Origin of the sequence: Microbacterium binotii (assembly GCF_021398715.1) — a bacterium.
Taxonomy (GTDB): Bacteria; Actinomycetota; Actinomycetes; order Actinomycetales; family Microbacteriaceae; genus Microbacterium; species Microbacterium binotii_A.
On sequence record NZ_CP090347.1, the window covers coordinates 1,525,873 to 1,547,111 of the forward strand.

A 21,239-nucleotide genomic window follows, 5' to 3' on the forward strand; every position below is an offset into this window, starting at 1 on the left:
CGCGGGCATGGGAGGAAGATTTCGTGCGTTTCGTCTGGGCCGTCGCGGCCTTCGTACTGGCCGCTCTGCTCATCGGGGCAGGCATCGCTCAACGGACCGTTTTCTACGGTCCGTCCACCCAGAGCGCCGAGATCCCCGCTGCCGACGGAGCGGCGTACACGATGGTCGACGGTGCCGTCCTCACCTCTCTCCCCGGCACGCAGACCCTTCGCGTCTCCTCCTCCGACGGCGTCTTCGTCGCCTACGGCCGCACCGCTGACATGCGCGCATGGCTCTCCGACCAGACGTACAACGACGTCACCGTGGGGCAGGACGGCGTTCTCAACGCGGCGGTCATCGAGCCCGAGGTCTCCCAGGCGAGTGCACCCGCCGATGCAGCCGCGGAAGGCGACGAGTCTGCGACCGCGCCTGCGACGACGGAGAGCCGCGATCCCGCGCAGTCCGACCTCTGGCTCGCCCAGTACAGCGACGACCGTGCCGTCAGCGTCCCCCTGCAATTGCCCGACTCGATGAGCGTGCTGATCGCCTCGGACGGGACGAAGCCCGCTCCCGCCGAGGCCAGCATCACCTGGAACATCGCGCAGACGACGCCCTGGGCGGGACCCCTGATGCTTCTGGGCGGCGTGGCCCTCGTTGCGGGGATCGTGCTGTACGTCCTGGCCATCCGACACGACCGGCGCTCGCGCGGACCGCGCCGCAAGGCGCCGCCGCCCCTGCCGGAGACCCAGCCGATCGATCTCGCCGTGGAGCCAGGGGCGAAGGGCGTGATCAGCGCCAGCCCGTCGAGACGCTCCTCGCGTCGTCCCTTCCTCGCCATCCCGTTGGTCGTGGCGGGTGCGCTCGTCTTCACCGGCTGCTCGCCCGATGCGTGGCCTGATCTGGCACCGACGCCGACGCCTTCAGGGACGGCGTCGATCGTCGACTCCGCCGACCAGCAGGCGCCTGCGGTGACCGAGGCGCAGGCGCAGGCGATCCTGCAGCGCATCTCGACGACGGTCGCCTCCGCCGACGAGGCACGCGACGCGAACCTCGCGGCCACCCGACTCGATGGAGCCGCGCTGGCCGAGCGCAACACCAATTACGTGCTGCGCGGCGCTCTCGCGGACGAGGCGGCGTTGCCCCCGATTCCGGCCGAGCCGACGCAGATCATCCTGCCGCAGGCGTTCGACGAGTGGCCGCGCACCGTGATGGCCGTCGTGCAGAAAGAAGGTGCTCAGGGGCCTGTCTCCACGATCATGTTCCTGACGCAGGCCGACCAGTGGGCCGACTACAAGCTGTCCTACATCGGGGATCTGCTCGGGTCGGTCGAGATGCCCGACCTCGCCCCCGCCTACATCGGCGCTTCCCAGGTGCCGCCGGATTCGTCGTTCCTGACGGTCGCGCCGGACAAGCTGGCCGAGGCCTACGCGGACGTGCTCAACAACGGCAAGGACAGCACGTCCATCGGGCTGTTCGACGAGCAGACCGACCTGTTCAGCCAGAACGTCGCCGCGAACCGCCAGGAGCGGCGCGACAAGTTCAATGAGACGGGAGCCTCGACCGGCACGATCGAGTTCGCGGCCCAGGCGGGCAGCCAGACGCCGCTCGCCCTCGCGACGCTCGAGAGCGGCGCGATCGTCGCCGTCTCGGTCAACGAGGTCGACACGGTCACGCCGAACAGCGGCGACGTCGTCATCAAGCTGACCGACAATCCGACCGTGCAAGCACTGACCGGTGTGTCGGAGTCCGCGACAGGAGTGAGTTCGACCTTCGCCGACCAGCTGTTCTTCTACGTGCCGGCGCAGGGCTCCTCAGAGAAGATCCGACTCCTCGGTTACACCTCCAACATCCTGGAAGCGAAGGTTCTGTGATGTCCGATCAGGCCCCTGGCGCCGTTCTGCGTGGCGCCGTCGATCTCTCCGCTCTGCGCAACCGGCCCGCGCCGGGCGCGAATGCTGCAGCGTCCGCTCCGGCGTCCGGCTCTCTCGTGCGAGACGTGACCGACGCGACGTTCGGCCAGATCCTCGAACTCTCTCGCACGGTCCCGGTCGTCGTGGATCTCTGGGCCGAGTGGTGCGGGCCCTGTAAGCAGCTCAGCCCCATCCTCGAGAAGGTCGTCGAGGAGCTGGCGGGTCGTCTCGTCCTGGCCAAGGTGGATGTGGACGCGAACCCGCAGATCGCGCAGGGCTTCCGCGCGCAGTCCATCCCGTTGGTCGTCGCTCTGGTCGGCGGCCAGCCGGTGCCGCTGTTCACCGGCGCTGTGCCGGAGGAGCAGGTCCGCGAGGTCTTCTCACAGCTCCTGCAGCTCGCCGCGCAGAACGGGGTCACGGGGACGGTCGACGCCGGCGCCGAGAGCACCGCGGACGCTCCCGAGGAGCCCCCGTTGCCGCCCCTGCACGCGGAGGCCTTCGCCGCGATCGAAGAGGGCGACTACGCGCGAGCGGCGTCCGCCTACGAGCGTGCGCTCGCAGAGAACCCGCGCGACGCCGATGCCCACGCCGGGCTCGGACAGGTGCGTCTGCTTCAGCGGGTGCAGGGCGCGGATCTGCAGCAGGCCCGCGCGGCGGCCGCTGCCGCGCCCACCGATGTCGACGCGCAACTCCTCGTGGCCGACCTCGACATCTCGGGCGGGCACGTGGACGACGCCTTCGGGCGTCTGCTCGATCTGTTCGCCGCGCTCCCGGCAGACGACCGGGCTCCGGTCCGGGCACGTCTGCTCGAGCTGTTCGGCCTCGTCGGCGACGCGGATCCCCGCGTCATCCGCGCGCGCGGACGACTCGCCTCGCTTCTGTTCTGAGGCCGAGCCGTCCGCAACCCGTTCTGTCAGTCCGTGGGGGAGAGCCAGAGCGCTCCGAGCGGCGGCAGCGTCATCCGTGCGCGCCCGGATGCGTCGGCGGTCACTGCTCCGAGGTTGCCGACCCCGGAACCTCCGAAGGCGGATGCGTCCGAGTTGAGCAGCTCCCGCCAGACGCCTGCGAGGGGCAGATCCAGCTCGTAGTCGTGCAGCGGTGCGCCCGAGAAGTTGAAGATCGCCACGAGAGGCCGACCGTCGGCATCCCATCGCACGAACGCCGAGACGTTGGGGTTCCACGTCGGTCCGCCGATGCGGGAGAACGCAGAGCCGTCAGCGTCCCGCTGCCACAGCGCCGGGGTGTCACGGTAAGTGGCGTTGAGGGCGGCGACGAAGTCGCCGAGCTCCCGGTGGGCGGGCTGGTCGAGCAGCCACCACTCGAGCGAGCGCGACTCGGACCACTCGGCGATCTGCCCGAACTCCTGACCCATGAACAGCAGCTGCTTGCCGGGGTGGGCCCACATGTAGGAGAGGAAGAGGCGCATTCCGGCGAGCTTCTGCCAGTGGTCGCCGGGCATCCGCGCGAACAGGGAGCCCTTGCCGTGCACCACCTCATCGTGGCTGATCGGAAGGACGTAGTTCTCGCTGAACGCGTACACGAACGAGAAGGACAGCTCGCCTTCGTGGTGTGCGCGATAGAGCGGATCGCGCGAGATGTAGACGAGCGAGTCGTTCATCCATCCCATGTTCCACTTGAAGCCGAATCCGAGACCGCCGGCGCTCGTCGGGGCGGTGACGCCCGGATAGCTTGTCGACTCCTCGGCGATCATGGCGATGCCGGGGAACTTCTTGTAGACGGTCGCGTTGGTCTCCTGGAGGAATTGGATCGCCTCCAGGTTCTCGCGGCCGCCGTAGATGTTGGGCTCCCACTCGCCGGCCTCACGGGAGTAATCGAGGTACAGCATGGAGGCGACCGCATCCACACGCAGACCGTCGACGTGGAACTCCTCGAACCAGTACAGCGCGTTGGCGACGAGGAAGTTGCGCACCTCGGCCCGGCCGTAGTCGAAGATCAGGGTTCCCCAGTCCTTGTGCTCGCCGCGTCGGGGATCCGGGTGCTCATAGAGGGCCTCGCCGTCGAAACGAGCGAGCGCGAACTCGTCACGGGGGAAATGGCCCGGAACCCAGTCCATGATCACGCCGATACCGGCGCCGTGCAGCCGGTCGATGAGGTAGCGGAGGTCGTCGGGCGAGCCGAATCGGCTCGTCGGCGCGTAATAACCGCTCACCTGGTATCCCCATGAACCGCCGAAGGGATGCTCCGCGAGCGGGAGGAACTCGACGTGCGTGAACCCCTGTGCGCTCACGTACTCGATGAGCGGGTCTGCGGCGTCGCGATAGCCCAGACCCGGCCGCCAGGAGCCGAGATGCAGCTCGTAGACCGACATCGGGCGCTCGAGTGGCTGGGCGGCAGCCCGCCCGGCGATCCACGCGTCGTCGCTCCATTCATAGCTCGAGGCGGTCACGACGGAGGCCGTCGCCGGCGGCAGCTCGGCCCGCCGCGCCATCGGATCCGCCTTGAGGATCCACCGGCCGTCGCGCGTGAGCAGCTCGTACTTGTAGGTGCTGTCCGCGCCGATGCCCGGGACGAAGAGCTCCCAGACGCCGCTCGCGCCCATGGATCTCATGCTGTGCGCCTGGCCGTCCCAGCCGTTGAAGTCCGCGGCGACGCGGACCGCCTGCGCGTGCGGCGCCCAGACGGCGAAGGACGTCCCCGTCGCTCCCTCGTGGTTGCGCACGTGGGAGCCCAGGACTTGCCACAGCTGCTCGTGGCGTCCCTCGCGGATCAGATGAAGGTCGAGCTCGCCGATCGTCGGTGAGAACCGGTAGGGGTCGTCAGCGGTGTACGGGGCCGAACCCTCGTACGTCGCCGTGAGCCGGTACGGACCCGCCTCACCGCGGTACGCACCCTCCCAGATGCCCGCGCGGACGTGTTCGAGCGCCACCTCACGACCGTCGGCGAAGACGGCTGTGACGGATGTGGCCAGTGGCCGCCGGGCACGGATCACTCCGCCAGCGGGGCCGTCGGGGTGCAGACCCAGCACGTCGTGCGGGGCGTAGTAGGAGCCGGTGGCGACGGTGTCGAGCACCCGGGATTCGATGACGCTCATGCAAGGCCCTTCACGTGCAGGATGTGTGCGGGCTCGCGGAACGCGTCCAGGCGCACATAATTGTGGTCGGTCCAGGTCCAGGTGCTACCCGTCACGAGGTCTTCGACGACGTACGGCGTTCCCGCCGGGATGCCCCACGCCTCGGTGTCCAGATGCACGGTCGTCTCGCGGGCCGAGTGCGGGTCGACGTTCACGACCACGATGATCGTGTCGTTCTCACCGCTCTCGCTGAGAGCGCCCGCGAGGTGCTTGGAGTACACCAGGATCGCGTCGTCGTCGCTGTGCTGGATCTGGAGATTGCGCAGCTGGCGCAGTGCGGGATGCGCGCGGCGGATGCGGTTGAGGAAGGTGAGGTACGGCGCGAGGGAGTCGCCGTCGGCTTCGGCCCGGTTCCAGTCGCGGAGCTTGTACTCGTACTTCTCGTTGTCGATGTTCTCCTCGCTGCCCGGGCGCGCGACGTTCTCGAACAGTTCGTACCCGGCGTAGACGCCGTAGGTCGGGGCCGCCGTCGCCGCGATCGTCGCTCGGATGCGATAGGCCGCGCGTCCTCCGTACTGGAGGTACTCGGTCAGGATGTCGGGGGTGTTGACGAAGAGGTTCGGGCGCAGGTAGTCGTCGGTCTCGTGGGCGAGAGAGTCGAGGAACTCTTCGAGCTCAGCCTTCGAATTGCGCCACGTGAAGTACGTGTAGCTCTGCTGGAATCCCGCCTGCGCGAGCCCGCGCAGGGGCGTCGGCCTGGTGAAGGCCTCCGCGAGGAAGACGACGTCGGGCGCCTCGTCGCGGACGGTGCGGATGAGCCACTCCCAGAACTGCAGGGGCTTGGTGTGGGGATTGTCGACGCGGAAGATCCTCACTCCCTGGGCGATCCAGTGGCGTACGATCCGCAGCACCTCGGCGCGGATGCCCGCGGGGTCGTTGTCGAAGTTGACGGGATAGATGTCCTGATACTTCTTCGGTGGGTTCTCCGCATAGGCGATCGTTCCGTCGGGCAGGGTCGTGAACCACTCCGGGTGCTCCTTCACCCACGGGTGGTCGGGTGAGGCCTGCAACGCAAGATCGAGCGCGATCTCGATGCCGGCGGATGCGGCGGCGGCCACGAAGGCGCGGAAGTCGGACAGTGAGCCGAGCTCGGGGTGGACGGCATCATGGCCGCCCTCCGGCGCACCGATCGCCCACGGCGAACCGGGGTCGGCGGGGCCCGCGTTCAGCGTGTTGTTGGGGCCCTTGCGGTGCGTGCGGCCGATCGGATGGATCGGCGGCAGGTAGAGCACATCGAACCCCATCGCCGCGACGCCGGTGAGCCGCTCCACGGCCGTGCGGAAGGTGCCCGGCTCGATGGTTCCGTCCGCTCGCCGCGTCGCTCCCTCGGATCGAGGGAAGAACTCGTACCACGCGCCGACTCCGGCCCGTTCGCGCTCCACGAGGAGATCATGCGTCGCGCCGACGGTCCAGAGCTCACCGAGCGGCCGAGTGGTGAAGGCGTCGGCGATGCGATCGTCGTGGACGACTGCGAGGGAAGCCTCCTCGTCCGTATCGCTCGCGCGCAATCTCGCCGCCTGGTCGGTCAACAGACGCCGTTCCGCGGCGGGGCGGTCCTTCTCCGCGGCGGCGTCGTCGAACAGGCGCGCTCCGATCTCGCGCATCAGCGCCACGTCCACGCCAGCGGGAATCTTCAGCTCGGCCGCGTGCCGCCAGGTGGCGTAGCGGTCGGCGAACGCCTCGAAGCGGAAGGACCACGTCCCCTGGGCGAGCAGCGTGACCAGGACGCCCCACGTATCCAAGCCGTCCTCGTGCGCAGCGAGCCGGTGCAGAGACTCACTGCCGTCGGGGGCGGTCAGCCGCAGCTGCACGCCGATCAGGTCGTGTCCCTCTCGGAACGCGCGCACGCGGAAAGGGACGACCTCGCCGGAGAAGGCGGAAGGGTCGAAGCGCGGGTCGGGCGTCGACGGTCGTTCCGCACTGAGCGGGATGCGGCCGGTCAGCGTGTCGGCGGGCGCGGGCGCTGCGACCGTGCGCAGCGGGATCTCGGCGCCGCTTCGTTGGGTGCGGGCGGGGAGGGATCGTGTCGGAGTGGCCACACAGCGAACCTATCGCGGGCGGGTGCGGCACGACAGGCGTGACGCGGGCGGTGGGAACGTGCTATTCGGCGCGGAACAGATGCATCGAGGTCGGGGGAGTGGGAACGACGTCGCCGGGCGCGAGGACGGGCATCTCCAGCGAAGGCGACTCCTCCGCACTGGACCAGAGCGACACGTAGCGGCTGACGCCGTCGATGACGGGTAGCCGCACATCCACCGGGGTCTCGTTGCCGTGCACGATGAGCAGGATGCGGTTGAACTCCTCGAACTCGGGGGTCGATGCCGCGACGTACTGGAGCGTGCGGTGAGCGGGATCGTTCCATCGCTCGCCCGACATGGTCTCGCCGCGCTCGTCGTACCACTCCATGACCGACGCAGACGGCGTCTCCTCGTCGAGGCGTGCGAAGCGGATGGGCCGCAGCGCCGGGTTCTCGGCGCGCAGTTCGATCAGACGCCGCACGTGCGCGAAGAGCTCCTGCTGCCAGGGGCGGTGCTCCCAGGACAGCCAGGTGAGAGCGGAGTCGTGGCAGTACGCGTTGTTGTTCCCTCGCTGGGTCCTGCCGAACTCGTCGCCGGCCGTGATCATCGGGATCCCCGCCGACAGCAGGAGCGTGCCCATGAGGTTGCGCATCGCCTTGCGGCGGGTGGCGAGGATCCGCTCGTCGTCGGTCGCTCCTTCGGCCCCGTGGTTGAAGGAGCGGTTCGTGTCGGCGCCGTCGCGGTTGTGCTCGCCGTTGCCGAGGTTGTGCTTCACGTCGTACGAGACGAGGTCGTTGAGTGTGAAGCCGTCGTGGGCGGTCACGAAATTGATGGACGCCAGCGGACCCCGCTCGGCGCTGAACGTGTTGGAGGAGCCCGCGAGCCGCGTGGCGAACCCGCCGATCCCCACGGGCGCCGTGGAGGCGCGGCGGGCGTAGTCGACGTCGGAGAGCCAGAAGTTGCGCACGCGGTCCCGGTACCGGTCGTTCCACTCGTGCCAGCCGTCGCCGAAGTTGCCCGTCTGCCATCCGCCCATGCCCACGTCCCACGGCTCGGCGATCCTCTTCGTGTCCGCGAGCTCCGGGTCCTCGGCGATGGCTCGCAGGAGGGGATGGTCCGGCGTGAATCGGTGCTGATCGTCGCGACCGAGAGTCGTGGCGAGATCGAACCGGAATCCGTCGATCTGCACGTCGCGCGCCCAGTAGCGCAGGGAATCCAGCACGAGACGTGCCCCCGCATCCGTCGCGGTGTTGACGGAGTTGCCGCATCCGGTCACGTCGACGTACGTGCCGTCCTCCTGTTGCCGGTAGTAGGCGCGGTTGTCGAGTCCGCGCAGGCTCGAGCGCGGCCCGCCGATGCCTTCCTCCGCGGTGTGGTTGTAGACGACGTCCAGGACCACCTCGAGGCCGGCCTGGTGCAGGAGCTTCACCATGCCCTTGACCTCGCGGAGTACCGCATCCGGCCCCTCCCGGCGTGCCTGATCGGTCGCGTAGGCGGCGTGCGGTGCGAAGAATCCGAGGGTGTTGTAGCCCCAGTAGTTGTCGAGTCCCAGCTGCAGCAGGCGCGGTTCGGAGGCGAACGCGTGGATGGGGAGCAGCTCGATCGTCGTGACGCCGAGCTCGAGGAAATACTCGATCATGGCGGGATGCGCGAGTCCTGCGTACGTGCCGTGCAGCGCTGCGGGGACACCGGGATGCCGCTTGGTCATGCCCTTGACGTGCGCCTCGTAGATGACCGTGCGATCCAGGGGGACGGCCGGTTTGCGGACCTCGCCCCAGTCGAAGCCGCGGTCGACGACGACCGAACGCCAGTCGCCGAAGCCGCCGCTCACGATGCCGCGGGCGTAGGGATCGAGCAGCAGAGTCTGCGGATTGAAGATGTTGCCGGCCCCGAAGGGACCCGCGGCGCGCAGTGCGTAGCGTGCGCCGGCGACCAGGAGCTCGGATGTGATTTCCCAGACGCCGCGTTCGCGGCGCTGCATCGGCAGGATCGCCGTCGCCCAGTCGAGATCGTCGGCGTCGAAGATCACCACGTCGAGGGAGTCGGCCGCCTGCGAGAAGACGCGCAGAGTGCCGCCGTTCTCGTGCAGGCGCACACCGAGGTCCTCGAGAGCGGGGTCGAGGACCTGCGAGAGCGCGGGAACGGAGGTCGTTGTCGGGCTGACCATGCCCACAACCCTAGCCATCGGCGCATGACGAACTGATGACGCCCGGTGACGCCGCGCGTGCGACAGTGGACGGGTGCACATCTATCTGGACCATGCGGCGTCGAGTCCGCTGCGTCCCGAGGCGCGCGAAGCCTGGCTCGAGGCGGCGGCCACGACGGGGAACGCCTCCTCCGTGCACGGCGGCGGCCAGGCGGCACGGCGCGTCCTGGAAGACGCGCGAGAACGACTCGCGGCGGTCATCGATGCCGATCCCATCGAGGTGGTGTTCACCTCCGGCGGCACGGAGGCCGTGAACCTCGCGGTCAAGGGCATGTGGGCGACCCGCGCCGCGGGCGCGGAGGCGATCGTGCTCCCGGACGGGGAGCACCACGCGACGATCGATTCGGTCGCAACCCTCGTCGACGCCCAGCATGCCGAGGTGCGGCCTGTGCGACTGAGCTCGCGCGGCGCGATCGACCTTGATGCCTTCGCATCGGCGGTGGACGGCGCCGCGTTCGCCACCGCGCTGGTCGCCAACAACGAGGTCGGCACCCTCTCGGATGCGGCGGCGATGGCCGCGAGCGCCGCGTCGGCCGAGGTGCCGCTGCATCTGGACGCCGTCGCCGCGTTCGGCCAGGTGCCCGTGGACTTCCGCCGGTGGCGAGGCGATGCTCCGGCGGGTGCGGGCCTGGTCGCGATGAGTCTGTCGGCGCACAAGGTCGGCGGCCCGGTGGGCACGGGTGCTCTGATCACTGCTCGTTCCGCGCGGATCGGCGCTCAGATGCACGGGGGTGCGCAGCAGCGAGGGCTGCGGGCCGGGACGCAGGACATCGCGGGCGCTGCCGCTTTCGCCGTGGCGGCGGAACTCGCCGCGGCCGAGCGGGATGCGGAGGCCGCGCGTCTCGGCGCGTTGCGAGATCGCCTGGTGAGCCAGGCGTGCGCGACCGTTCCGGGACTCGAACTGCTCGGCGACCCCGAGAACCGCATCCCCGGCAACGCGCACCTGCTGGTGCCGGGCGCGCTGGGGGAGACGCTCCTGTTCCTCCTCGACACCCGCGGCATCGCTGTCTCGACGGGGTCCGCCTGTCAAGCGGGGATCCCCGAGCCCTCGCACGTCGTGCGCGCGCTCGGCCGCGACGAGGATGCCGCGCGCTCGGTGCTGCGGATCACTCTCGGCCGCACGACGACCCCGGACGACGTCGACGCGTTCCTCGACGCCCTGCCCTGGGCCGTGGAGCGTGCGCGCGCTGCCGGAGCCCGTACAGCGTCGCCCTCGTAGACTGGGACGATGCGAATTCTGGCGGCGATGAGCGGTGGCGTCGATTCGGCTGTCGCCGCGGCACGCGCCGTCGACGCCGGGCACGAGGTCGTCGGCGTCCACCTCGCCCTGTCGCGGGCGGGGGGGACACTGCGTACCGGCAGCCGCGGCTGCTGCACGATCGAGGATGCGATGGACGCCCGTCGCGCCGCGGACAAGCTGGGCATCCCCTTCTACGTCTGGGACTTCTCGGAGCGCTTCCGCGATGACGTGATCGAGGACTTCGTCTCGGAGTACCGCGCAGGGCGCACACCGAACCCGTGCATGCGCTGCAACGAGCGGATCAAGTTCGCGGCATTGCTGGAGCGCGCTCTCGAGCTCGGCTTCGACGCCGTCTGCACCGGGCACTACGCGCTGCTCGTCGACGGCCCGGAGGGGCGGGAGCTGCACCGGGCGAGCGACCAGGCCAAGGACCAGTCGTACGTACTCGGCGTCCTGACCGCCGAGCAGCTCGCGCACACCTACTTCCCGCTGGGCGACACCCCCTCGAAGGCCCTCGTGCGTGCTGAGGCCGCCCAGCGCGGGCTGACGGTCGCCCAGAAGCCGGACAGCCACGACATCTGCTTCATCCCGGATGGCGACACCCGGGGCTGGCTCGCCGAGCGCGTGGGCGCCGAGCGGGGCGACATCCTCGATCGCGAGGGCGCGGTCGTCGGGCGTCACGACGGGGCCCATGCATTCACCGTGGGACAGCGTCGCGGACTGCAGCTGGGCGTCCCCGCATCCGACGGCAAGCCGCGTTTCGTGCTCGAGGTGCGTCCGGTGAGCAACACCGTCGTGGTGGGGCCGAAGGAGGCGCTGGCGACGGCGGAGATCGCCGGCGCACGTGTCAGCTGGGCGGGCGCCGCTCCGAGCGAGGCCGCGTTCTCCTGCGAGGTGCAGATCCGTGCCCACGCCGATCCGGTGGCGGCCCATGCGGACGTCTCCGACGACGGCGTCGTGGTGCGTCCGGCAGAGCCGTTCGACGGCGTGGCGCCCGGACAGACGGCCGTGCTCTATCTCGGCACGCGCGTGCTCGGCCAGTTCACGGTCGACCGCACGGTCTCGGCCGTACCTGTCGGCTCCGTCACCGCATCCTAGGCGCGGCGCCGGTGCTGCGCACCGCCCTGGCGGTGTCTGAGGGCGGACCTAGACTCGATGCGTGACGCAAGCCGGTGACTCGATCGACGATGACACGACCCTCGCGGAGGCTCGTGCGGAAGCGGCGGAGCTGACGGAGCGCATCCTCCGCGCCCGTGACGCCTACTACGGCGAAGACGCCGAGCTCGTCGACGACGCCACCTACGACGGCTGGATCCGCCGGCTGGAAGAGCTGGAGCGGCTGCATCCGGAGGTGCAGACCCAGGATTCGCCCACGCTCAGCGTCGGCGCGGCATCCACCACGATGTTCGCGCCCGTCGAGCACGCCGAGCGGATGCTCAGCCTCGACAACGTGTTCAGCCCGGACGAGCTGCGGGACTGGTGCGTCAAGACCCAGGCCTCCGCGGGGCGTCCGGTGCGGTGGCTGACCGAGCTGAAGATCGACGGGCTCGCGATCAGTCTCCGCTACGAGAACGGTGTGCTCACCTCCGCTGCCACGCGCGGCGACGGGCGCATCGGTGAGGACGTCACCGTCAACGCGCTGCGCGTTCACGGCATCCCCGAACGCCTGGGCGGCACGGGCCACCCCGCTCTCGTCGAGGTGCGCGGTGAGGTCTTCATCCCGGTCGCGGCCTTCGAGGAGCTCAACGCCCTCCAGGCCCGGATGCGGGAACGCGTCATCGAGCAGGCGCGTGAGCGCGGCAACCTCACCGAGGAGCGTGCGCGGCTCAGCGCCGACCGTCGATTCCCGGCGTTCGCGAATCCGCGCAACGCCGCCAGCGGCGGACTGCGTCAGCAACTCGACAAGAAGGACGGTCTCGAGCTCGAGGCCGGGCGGGCTCGTCTCGCGTCTCTGCGGCTGTTCGTGCACGGCATCGGCGCCTGGACGGCGCCGCCCGTGGCCTCCCAGAGCGAGGTCTACGACCTCCTCGCGGAGTGGGGGCTGCCGACGAGCCCCTACTACAAGACCTTCGACGACATCGACGGCGTCCTCGATTTCGTGGCGCACTACGGCGAGCATCGTCACGATGTGGAGCATGAACTCGACGGAATCGTCGTCAAGGTGGACGAGCTCGCGCTGCACGACGAGCTGGGCGCGACGAGCCGGGCGCCGCGTTGGGCGATCGCCTACAAGTACCCTCCCGAGCAGGTGAACACCCGCCTTCTCGACATCGTCGTCTCGGTCGGGCGTACGGGCCGTGCGACCCCGTTCGCGGTCATGGCACCGGCGCGCGTCGCGGGCTCGGTCGTGCGGCAGGCGACGCTGCACAACCAGGACGTCGTCAAGGTCAAGGGCGTGCTCATCGGAGACATGGTCGTGCTCCGCAAAGCGGGCGATGTGATCCCCGAGGTCCTCGGTCCCGTGGTGGAGCTCCGCGACGGCTCCGAGCGCGCGTTCGTGATGCCGAGAGACTGTCCCGTCTGCGGCACTCCGCTCGCACCCGCGAAGGAGGGCGACGTCGATCTGCGCTGCCCGAACGCCCGCTCGTGCCCCGCGCAGGTGCGGGGTCGGGTCGAGCACATCGGTTCGCGTGGCGCACTCGACATCGAGGCGCTCGGCGAGGTGACCGCGGCGGCGCTGACACAGGCGGACGGGGGCGCACGTGCGCCGCTGGACACGGAGGCAGGGCTGTTCGATCTGACTCTCGACGAACTGGTCCCGATCGAGGTCGTCGTCCGGGATGCGGAGACCGGTGAACCGAAGCTCGACGACGCCACCGGCGAGCCGGTGCGTCGCGCCCCGTTCCGTCGCAACCCGACGCCCGCCGAGCGCAAGTCCGGACTGCTGACGCCGCAGCCGTCCGCGCAGGCACTCACGCTGCTCGACGAGCTCGAGAAGGCGAAGACGAAGGAGCTGTGGCGTTTCCTCGTCGCCCTCAACGTCCGCCATGTCGGACCCGTTGCGGCCCGGGCGCTGGCGCAGTGGTTCGGATCCGTCTCGGCGATCCGCTCGGCGAGCCGCGAGGAGCTCGCGGCGGTCGAGGGAGTGGGCGGGATCATCGCGGATGCGGTCATCGCGTGGTTCGAGATCGACTGGCACCGCGAGATCGTCGAGCGCTGGGAGGCGGCGGGAGCGCAGCTGTCCACGCCCGGACACCCCGGTCCCGGCGCCGCCGTCGTCGAGGGCGGCGTGCTCGAGGGACTCACGGTCGTGGCGACCGGCACCCTCGAGGGCTACACGCGAGAGGGCGCGCAGGAGGCGATCCTCGCGGCCGGCGGGAAGGCAGGCTCCAGCGTCTCGAAGAAGACCGACTTCGTGGCGGCGGGGCCGGGCGCCGGATCCAAGCTGGCGAAGGCAGAACAGCTCGGGGTGCGCATCATCGACGCCGCGCAGTTCCGCATCCTCGTGGAGCAGGGACCGGCGGCACTCGACGCCTTGGCGCCGGATGCGGGCTGAGTCCGCTCAGCGCGCCGTCTCGGCGAGCAGGTGTTCGCGCACCTGCTTTCGCAGCACCTTCCCGATGAGCGACTTCGGCAGTTCCTCGACGATGAACAAGCGCCGCGGCACCTTGTACGGCGTCAGGATCCCGCGGGCGTAGCTGCGGATCGCCTCGGTGTCGACCTCGGCGCCGGGAGCGACCACGATGGCCGCGACGACCTCCTCGCCGGCATGCTCGTCGGGGAGGCCGACGACGGCCACATCCTCCACCTGGGGGTGTTGACGCAGAACGTTCTCCACCTCGGTCGGGGCGACGTTGAAGCCGCCCGTGATGATGAGCTCCTTGATCCGGTCCACGATGCGGACGAACCCCGCCTCGTCGATCGTGACGATGTCGCCCGTGCGGAACCACCCGTCGACGAAGACCTCCTCCGTGGCCTCCGGCTTGCCGTAGTAGCCCGAGAAGACCTGCGGTCCGCGCACGAGCAGCTCGCCCGCGGAGCCGGGGGCGACGTCGACACGGGGGTTCTCCGGGTCGACGACCCGGCACTCGGTGCCGGGCAGCGGAAGCCCCACGGTGCCGGGCACCCGATTCTCGGCGACGGGATTCGCCATGAGCACCGGCGAGCACTCGCTGAGCCCGTACCCCTCGACCAGGTAGCCTCCCGTCGCCTCCTCGAAGGGCACGACGAGCTCATGCGGGAGTGCCATGGCGCCGGAGATCGCGATCCGCGTTCCCGCGAGCGAGATGCCCTTCGCCTGAGCCGCCTGCAGCAGGCGGTCGGCGATGGGCGGCACGAGCGGCAGGAAGGTCGCGGGGTGCTTCTTGGTCACGGCGAGGACCATGTCGGGGTCGAAGCGCGGGAACAGCACGAGCCGCGCGCCCATCGACATGGCGAAGGTGAGACAGAGGGTGAGGCCGTAGGCGTGGAACATCGGCAGCACGGCGTAGACGACGCATCCCTCACCACGGTGGATCGAGGGCACCCATGCCCGCGACTGCGCCGCGTTGGCGAGCAGATTCCGGTGCGTCAGTTTGGCCCCCTTGGGAGTGCCGGTGGTGCCGCTCGTGTACTGGATGATGGCGAGGTCGTCCGCGGTCGGAGCGGGATGCGACGCCGGGAGCGGCTCGCTGCGCAGCAGCTGATCCCAGTCGATGCCGCCGCGGACCTTCGCGTGCAGCGCGGCGCGGGACTCGCGCGCCTTGGCGATCGGCAGGCGCAATGCGGCGCGGGTCGTGAAGGGCATCGCGCGCGTCAGATCCACCGTCACGAGCGTCGAGACGCGCACATCCTTGGGGAAGGTCTGCACGGTTGCCGCGACTTTGCTCCAGACGATGGCGTGCTTGGCCCCGTGGTCCTCGAACTGCTTGCGCAGCTCGCGCGCCGTGTAGAGCGGGTTGTGCTCGACGACGACGGCGCCGAGGCGCAGGACGGCATAGAAGGCGACAATGTGCTGCGGGCAGTTGGGCAGGACGATGGCCACGGGGTCGCCTCGGCGCACGCCCTGCGCGTGAAGCCCGGCCGCTGCGCGCGCGATGGTGCGGTCGAGCTCGCGATACGTCGTCTCACGCCCGAAGAACTGCAGCGCGACGGCATCCGGATACTCGCGTGCCGAGGCCTGCACGATATCCAGGAGAGAACCCGACACCGGTTCGAGGTCGTCGGGCACTCCGGCGGCGTAGCTGCGGACCCAGGGACGGGGAGGATCGAAGGTCGTCACCCGGCACAGCCTACGGGCGCCCGGCGGTCGGGCGGGGCCGAACTAGACTGTCGGGGTGTCGGAAATCACCCCAGATCTCGTGCGCCATCTCGGCGTCCTCGCCCGGATCCAATTGAGCGACGAGGAGGTCGGGCGCCTCACCGGTCAGCTCGACGCGATCGTCGACAACATCGCGAAGGTGTCGGAGGTCGCGACCCCGGATGTCGTCGCGACGAGCCACCCGATCCCGCTGCAGAACGTCTTCCGCGATGACGAGCACAGCGAGGCACTGTCTCTCGCCGAGGTTCTGCAGAACGCGCCGGATGCGGCGGAGGACCGCTTCCGCGTGACGGCGATCCTGGGGGAGGAGCAGTGAGCGACATCATCCGTCTCAGTGCGGCGGATCTCGCCGCCAAGCTCGCCGCGGGCGAGGTGTCCAGCGTCGAGGCGACGCAGGCGCATCTGGACCGCATCGCCGCGGTGGATCGTGACGTCCACGCGTTCCTGCACGTCAACGCGGGCGCGCTGGCCGCCGCCGAGGACGTCGACCGCCGCCGTGCGAGCGGCGAGGTGCTGGGCGAGCTGGCGGGTGTGCCGCTGGCCATCAAGGACGTCCTCGTCACCACCGACATGCCCTCTACGAGCGGATCCAAGATCCTCGAGGGCTACATGTCGCCCTACGACGCAACGGTCGTGGCGCGGGCTCGTGCCGCCGGCCTCGTGCCCCTGGGCAAGACCAACATGGACGAGTTCGCGATGGGCTCCTCCACCGAGCACTCCGCATACGGTCCCACCCGTAACCCGTGGGACCTCGACCGGATCCCGGGAGGATCGGGCGGCGGCTCGGCGGCCGCTGTCGCCGCCTTCGAAGCCCCTCTCGCGCTGGGCTCGGACACGGGTGGTTCCATCCGTCAGCCCGCGCACGTGACGGGCACGGTCGGCGTGAAGCCGACCTACGGGGGTGTCAGCCGCTACGGGGCCATCGCGCTCGCCTCGAGCCTCGACCAGGTCGGGCCGGTCACGCGCACGGTTCTCGACTCGGCGCTGCTGCACGACGTGATCGCCGGTCACGACCCTCACGACTCGACCTCGCTCACCGACGTCTGGCCGTCGTTCGCTGCCGCGGCGCGCGAAGGCGCCACGGGCGAGAGCCTCAAAGGCCTCAAGGTCGGCGTCATCCGTGAGCTCGACGACCGCGGCTTCCAGCAGGGGGTCTCGGACTCGTTCCGTGCGGCGCTCGCGGCCATGCAGGCGCAGGGAGCGGAGATCGTGGAGGTCAGTGCCCCGCACTTCGAGTACGGTGTGGCGGCCTACTACCTGATCCTGCCCGCCGAGGCATCGAGCAACCTCGCCAAGTTCGACTCCGTCCGGTTCGGGATGCGGGTGAGCCCGCACGCCGCAGCCACGGTCGAGGACGTGATGGCCGCGACCCGGGAGGCCGGCTTCGGCGACGAAGTGAAGCGTCGCATCATCCTGGGCACGTACGCGCTCTCCGCGGGCTACTACGACGCCTACTACGGCAGTGCCCAGAAGGTGCGCACCCTCATCCAGCGCGACTTCGACGAGGCCTTCGCGAAGGTGGATGTCATCGCGACGCCCTCCGCGCCCACGACGGCGTTCCGCCTGGGCGAGAAGATCGACGACCCGCTGCAGATGTATCTCAACGACGTGACCACCATCCCGGCGAACCTGGCGGGTGTCCCGGGGATCTCCGTACCGTCGGGCGTCGCGGCCGAGGACGGACTGCCGGTCGGCATCCAGTTCCTCGCGCCCGCGCGTGAGGACGCGCGTCTGTACCGCGTGGGGGCGGCGCTCGAGGCGCTGCTCGTCGATTCGTGGGGCGGGCCGCTGCTCGATCGCGCCCCGGTGCTGGGAGGGACCCGCTGATGGCCAAAGACAAGCTGATGGACTTCGACAAGGCTCTCGAGCTGTTCGAGCCCGTGCTCGGCTTCGAGGTCCACGTGGAGCTCAACACGCGCACGAAGATGTTCTCGGCCGCGCCGAACCCCGCCCACCCGGACAACCACGACGCCGCGCCGAACACGCTGGTCGCGCCCGTGGACATGGGGCTGCCCGGCGCGCTGCCGGTCGTCAACGCCACGGCGATCCGCTCCTCGATCAGTTTGGGGCTCGCCCTCGGCTGCTCGATCGCGCCGTCGAGCCGGTTCGCGCGCAAGAACTACTTCTATCCGGATCTCGGCAAGAACTACCAGATCTCGCAGTACGACGAACCGATCGCGTTCGACGGTCAGGTCGAGATCGAGCTCGCCGACGGGACGCTCGTCACGGTTCCGATCGAGCGCGCCCACATGGAGGAGGACGCCGGCAAGCTCACCCACGTCGGCGGCGCCACCGGCCGTATCCAGGGCGCCGAGTACTCGCTCGTCGACTACAACCGCGCCGGTGTCCCTCTCGTGGAGATCGTCACGCGCCCCATCTTCGGTGCCGAGCACCGCGCTCCGGAGATCGCGAAGGCGTATGTTGCGGCCATCCGTGACATCGTCCTCTCTCTGGGCATCTCGGAGGCCCGCCTCGAGCGCGGCAACCTGCGCTGCGACGCGAACGTGTCGCTGCGTCCGCGCGGGGCGGAGAAGCTCGGCACACGCACCGAAACGAAGAACGTCAACTCGATGCGCTCCGTCGAGCGTGCCGTGCGCTACGAGATCCAGCGTCAGGCGGCGATCCTCGCCGCGGGCGGCACGATCACGCAGGAGACGCGGCACTGGCACGAGGACACGGGGACGACGTCGCCGGGTCGTCCGAAGTCGGATGCCGACGACTACCGGTACTTCCCGGAGCCCGATCTGCTGCCCGTGGTCCCCGCCCCTGAGCTGATCGAGGAGCTGCGTGCCGCGCTTCCCGAACCGCCGGCGGCTCGTCGCCGTCGGTTGAAGGCCGAGTGGGGTTTCACCGACCTCGAGTTCCAGGACGTCGCCAACGGGGGACTCCTGGTCGAGGTCGAGGCGACGATCGCCGCCGGTGCAAGCCCTGCCGCCGCGCGCAAATGGTGGACCGGTGAGATCACCCGCGTCGCGAACGCTCAGGAGCGGGAAGCGGCAGACCTCGTCACCCCGGCCGACGTCGCCGCCCTGCAGGCGCTCGTGGATGCCGGCACACTGACCGACAAGCTCGCCCGCCAGGTGCTCGAGGGCGTCATCGCCGGCGAGGGCTCGCCGCAGGAGGTCGTCGACGCCCGTGGGCTCGCGGTGGTCTCCGACGACGGTGCGCTGATCGCGGCGATCGACGACGCCCTTGCCGCGCAGCCCGACGTGCTGGCGAAGATCCGCGACGGCAAGGTCCAGGCGGCGGGTGCCGTCATCGGTGCGGTCATGAAGGCGATGAAGGGGCAGGCCGACGCCGCCCGCGTCCGCGAGCTGGTGCTGGAGCGCGCCGCACAGTGACCGCGCCCTCCCGCGGGCCGCGATGTCGGCGGTCCGCGGGAGAATGATCGTATGGGACGCGGCGACGGATCAGGGCGCATCGTGTCGCCGGCCGATGCCGACGACACCGGCGCCGGCATCCTGCACGTCGACATGGATGCGTTCTACGCCGCGGTGGCCGTGCTCGACGATCCGTCGTTGGCGGGAAAGCCGCTCATCATCGGATCGCCCGAGGCGCGAAGCGTGGTCTCCAGCGCGTCGTACGAGGCGCGTCGCTACGGCGTGCGATCCGCGATGCCGGTGTCGCAGGCCATGCGTCTGTGCCCGACGGCCGTGATCGTGCCCCCGCGCTTCGACCGTTACACAGCGCTCTCGGCCCAGGTCATGGACATCTTCCGCGAGTTCACCCCGCTGGTCGAACCCCTGTCGATCGACGAGGCCTTCCTCGATGTGCGCGGTTCGCGCCGTCTCTGGGGGAGCCCAGGCACGATCGCGCGACTCCTGCGCGCCCGGGTGCGCGAGCGCACCGGTCTCGTGTGCAGCGTGGGCGCGGCGGCGACGAAGCACGTCGCGAAGATGGCGTCGACGCTCAGCAAGCCCGACGGGCTGCTCATCATCGCAGCGGCCGATACCTCGGCGTTTCTCGCGCCCCGACCGGTTCGTGCGATGTGGGGCGTGGGGCCGCGGTCCGCAGAGGTCCTCGAAGCCCGCGGCATCCGCACGATCGGCGACGTCCTGCAGACGCCTCGGCCGGTGCTCGAGAAAGTGCTCGGTCCTGCCATGGGGGAGCGCGTCTGGCGTCTGGCGCGCGGGGAGGACGCGCGTGAGGTGTCCGTCGAGAGGGTCGACAAGAGCATCGGGCACGAGGAGACCTTCCACGAGGACGTCGACGACGACGCGGTGCTCCGCGCCGAGGTGCGGCGTCTCGCCGACCGGGTGGGCGCGCGACTTCGGGCGCACGATGTCGAGGCAGCGACGGTGGCGATCAAGGTCCGTTTCGCGGACTTCCGCACCCTGTCCCGGTCGGTGACGCTGCCCGAGCCCACCGCCGTGGGGCAGCGGATCGGCGACGCCGCGCTGCGCCTGCTTGCGGGAATCGACCGGTCGCTCCCTGTGCGGCTCATCGGGGTGCGGGGCGAGAACCTGCGCTCGTCGGGCACGATGGCGACCCTCTGGGATGACGACGCCGAGTGGCGACGCGTCGAAGAAGCCCTCGATGACGCGTCGAGCCGCTTCGGTCGCGGAGCGGTCACCCGCGCGGCGCTGCTCGGTGCGCCGCGCGCAGGCGGATCGCTGCCCTCGCATCCCCGTCCACCCCGTTCCGACTGAGTCAAGGCGTAGGTGTCATGCGTTTCTGCCGTTAGCGTGGGGGCATGGCCAACTTCGTTCTCGATCTCGGTAAGCAGTCCGCATCCCTCGGCGTCACCTCCGTGTACGGCGAACAGCAGGACGTCGACGGCGTGCGCTTCATCCCGGTCGCGCTGTCGTGGCACGGCTTCGGGGGCGGCTCCGACGACAGCGGCAACGAAGGCGGTGGCGGCGGTGGCTACACGGTTCCGCTGGGCGCCTACATCCGCAAGGGCGACGACCTGCGCTTCGAGCCGAACCTGGTGTCGCTGCTCGCGGTGGCGATTCCGTTCGTCTTCGTCGCCGGTCGCGCGCTGAGCCGCGTGATCCGCGCCCTCAAGAAGTAGCGTGCCGCAGGGCGGCGCCTCGCTCGTCGACATCGCGTCATCCCTCGACGTGTGCGGGCCGACGCGTCTCGTGGTCATCGACGGCCGCTCCGGGGCGGGCAAGACGACACTCGCGCGCGAGCTCCAGGCGGCGCGGCCCGCGTACACCGTCCTCTCGCTCGACCAGCTCTATCCCGGATGGGATGGATTGCGCCGGGGCGCGGATGCCGCGATCACCGGCGTGCTGGAGCCGCTGACGCAGGGACGGGTCGGCCGCTGGCAGGGCTGGGACTGGGAGTCCGACCGCCCGGCAGCTTGGCACGAGGTCGCGTCGGGAACGCCCCTGATCGTCGAGGGCGCGGGCGTCCTGACGCCGGTGGCGGCTGCGCTGGCGCCGGTGCGCGTCTGGGTGGAGGCGGACGACGCTGTGAGACGGGAGCGGGCACTGCGACGTGACGGTGCGACGTACGAGCCGCATTGGGATCGCTGGGCTGCTCAGGAGCGAGATCATCTGAGCGAGAACGACCCGCGCTCCCTGGCGACGCACGTCGTCAACGTCTGAC

At 70.0% G+C, this 21,239-nt stretch carries 15 protein-coding genes; 11 read left to right on the top strand and 4 right to left on the bottom strand.

The window, feature by feature from the left end; translation table 11 throughout:
- Positions 1–23 precede the first annotated feature (23 nt).
- Positions 24–1,850 carry a glycosyl transferase gene (locus LXM64_RS07710; RefSeq protein WP_234075318.1) on the top strand — a complete coding sequence of 609 codons (1,827 nt, stop codon included), beginning with the start codon at positions 24–26 and terminating at the stop codon, positions 1,848–1,850.
- On the top strand, positions 1,850–2,776 hold the full coding sequence (locus LXM64_RS07715) for a tetratricopeptide repeat protein (protein WP_234075319.1): 927 nt from the start codon (positions 1,850–1,852) through the stop codon (positions 2,774–2,776). Before LXM64_RS07710 ends, LXM64_RS07715 begins: the two co-directional genes overlap by 1 nt.
- Positions 2,777–2,802: 26 nt before the next feature.
- Here the strand turns inward: LXM64_RS07715 and glgB are convergent, their stop codons facing one another.
- The 3 genes from glgB to glgX all read right to left on the bottom strand — a co-directional run bounded on the left by glgB (position 2,803) and on the right by glgX (position 9,165).
- Positions 2,803–4,941, bottom strand: a complete 2,139-nt coding sequence (gene glgB / locus LXM64_RS07720) for a 1,4-alpha-glucan branching protein GlgB (RefSeq protein ID WP_234075320.1) — start codon at positions 4,939–4,941, stop codon at positions 2,803–2,805.
- Positions 4,938–7,019 (bottom strand): maltotransferase domain-containing protein, encoded by a 2,082-nt coding sequence (locus LXM64_RS07725; protein WP_419144858.1) that lies wholly within the window; start codon positions 7,017–7,019, stop codon positions 4,938–4,940. Before LXM64_RS07725 ends, glgB begins: the two co-directional genes overlap by 4 nt.
- Positions 7,020–7,080: 61 nt before the next feature.
- Positions 7,081–9,165 carry a glycogen debranching protein GlgX gene (glgX, locus tag LXM64_RS07730; protein ID WP_234075321.1) on the bottom strand — a complete coding sequence of 695 codons (2,085 nt, stop codon included), beginning with the start codon at positions 9,163–9,165 and terminating at the stop codon, positions 7,081–7,083.
- A gap of 73 nt (positions 9,166–9,238) precedes the next feature.
- Here glgX and LXM64_RS07735 point away from each other — a divergent pair, with 73 nt between their 5' ends.
- From LXM64_RS07735 to ligA, 3 genes are all read left to right on the top strand, one after another.
- Positions 9,239–10,423 carry a cysteine desulfurase family protein gene (locus LXM64_RS07735; RefSeq protein ID WP_234075322.1) on the top strand — a complete coding sequence of 395 codons (1,185 nt, stop codon included), beginning with the start codon at positions 9,239–9,241 and terminating at the stop codon, positions 10,421–10,423.
- Between the two features lie 9 nt (positions 10,424–10,432).
- Positions 10,433–11,542 (top strand): tRNA 2-thiouridine(34) synthase MnmA, encoded by a 1,110-nt coding sequence (gene mnmA, locus LXM64_RS07740; RefSeq protein WP_234075323.1) that lies wholly within the window; start codon positions 10,433–10,435, stop codon positions 11,540–11,542.
- 61 nt (positions 11,543–11,603) lie between these two features.
- Positions 11,604–13,940, top strand: coding sequence for an NAD-dependent DNA ligase LigA (ligA, locus tag LXM64_RS07745; RefSeq protein WP_419144859.1), 2,337 nt, complete (start codon positions 11,604–11,606; stop codon positions 13,938–13,940).
- 6 nt (positions 13,941–13,946) lie between these two features.
- Here ligA and LXM64_RS07750 read toward each other — a convergent pair whose 3' ends face one another.
- Positions 13,947–15,644 carry a long-chain-fatty-acid--CoA ligase gene (locus LXM64_RS07750; protein ID WP_234075324.1) on the bottom strand — a complete coding sequence of 566 codons (1,698 nt, stop codon included), beginning with the start codon at positions 15,642–15,644 and terminating at the stop codon, positions 13,947–13,949.
- A gap of 55 nt (positions 15,645–15,699) precedes the next feature.
- Here LXM64_RS07750 and gatC point away from each other — a divergent pair, with 55 nt between their 5' ends.
- Genes gatC through LXM64_RS07780 form a run of 6 tightly spaced genes read left to right on the top strand, consistent with a single transcriptional unit; the run spans position 15,700 to position 21,238 of the window.
- On the top strand, positions 15,700–15,999 hold the full coding sequence (gatC, locus tag LXM64_RS07755; RefSeq protein WP_137417120.1) for an Asp-tRNA(Asn)/Glu-tRNA(Gln) amidotransferase subunit GatC: 300 nt from the start codon (positions 15,700–15,702) through the stop codon (positions 15,997–15,999).
- Positions 15,996–17,510: an Asp-tRNA(Asn)/Glu-tRNA(Gln) amidotransferase subunit GatA gene (gene gatA, locus LXM64_RS07760; RefSeq protein ID WP_234075325.1), complete on the top strand. Its 1,515-nt coding sequence runs from the start codon at positions 15,996–15,998 to the stop codon at positions 17,508–17,510. Before gatC ends, gatA begins: the two co-directional genes overlap by 4 nt.
- Positions 17,510–19,024: an Asp-tRNA(Asn)/Glu-tRNA(Gln) amidotransferase subunit GatB gene (gene gatB / locus LXM64_RS07765; protein ID WP_234075326.1), complete on the top strand. Its 1,515-nt coding sequence runs from the start codon at positions 17,510–17,512 to the stop codon at positions 19,022–19,024. Before gatA ends, gatB begins: the two co-directional genes overlap by 1 nt.
- 51 nt (positions 19,025–19,075) lie before the next feature.
- Entirely contained in the window at positions 19,076–20,332 is a 1,257-nt protein-coding gene (dinB, locus tag LXM64_RS07770; RefSeq protein WP_234075327.1) for a DNA polymerase IV, read from the top strand.
- Positions 20,333–20,376: 44 nt separating this feature from the next.
- The gene (locus LXM64_RS07775; protein ID WP_137417116.1) at positions 20,377–20,697 is read left to right on the top strand and encodes a hypothetical protein; all 321 of its coding nucleotides are present in this window, start codon (positions 20,377–20,379) and stop codon (positions 20,695–20,697) included.
- Position 20,698: 1 nt separating this feature from the next.
- Positions 20,699–21,238 (top strand): hypothetical protein, encoded by a 540-nt coding sequence (locus LXM64_RS07780; protein WP_234075328.1) that lies wholly within the window; start codon positions 20,699–20,701, stop codon positions 21,236–21,238.
- Position 21,239 lies beyond the last annotated feature (1 nt).

Coding starts and splice junctions, on each gene's coding strand:
- LXM64_RS07775 (WP_137417116.1), top strand. CDS start 20,377: ATGGCCAACTTCGTTCTCGATCTCGGTAAGCAGTCCGCATCCCTCGGC.
- glgB (WP_234075320.1), bottom strand. CDS start 4,941: ATGAGCGTCATCGAATCCCGGGTGCTCGACACCGTCGCCACCGGCTCC.
- mnmA (WP_234075323.1), top strand. CDS start 10,433: ATGCGAATTCTGGCGGCGATGAGCGGTGGCGTCGATTCGGCTGTCGCC.
- gatB (WP_234075326.1), top strand. CDS start 17,510: ATGGCCAAAGACAAGCTGATGGACTTCGACAAGGCTCTCGAGCTGTTC.
- dinB (WP_234075327.1), top strand. CDS start 19,076: ATGGGACGCGGCGACGGATCAGGGCGCATCGTGTCGCCGGCCGATGCC.
- LXM64_RS07715 (WP_234075319.1), top strand. CDS start 1,850: ATGTCCGATCAGGCCCCTGGCGCCGTTCTGCGTGGCGCCGTCGATCTC.
- glgX (WP_234075321.1), bottom strand. CDS start 9,165: ATGGTCAGCCCGACAACGACCTCCGTTCCCGCGCTCTCGCAGGTCCTC.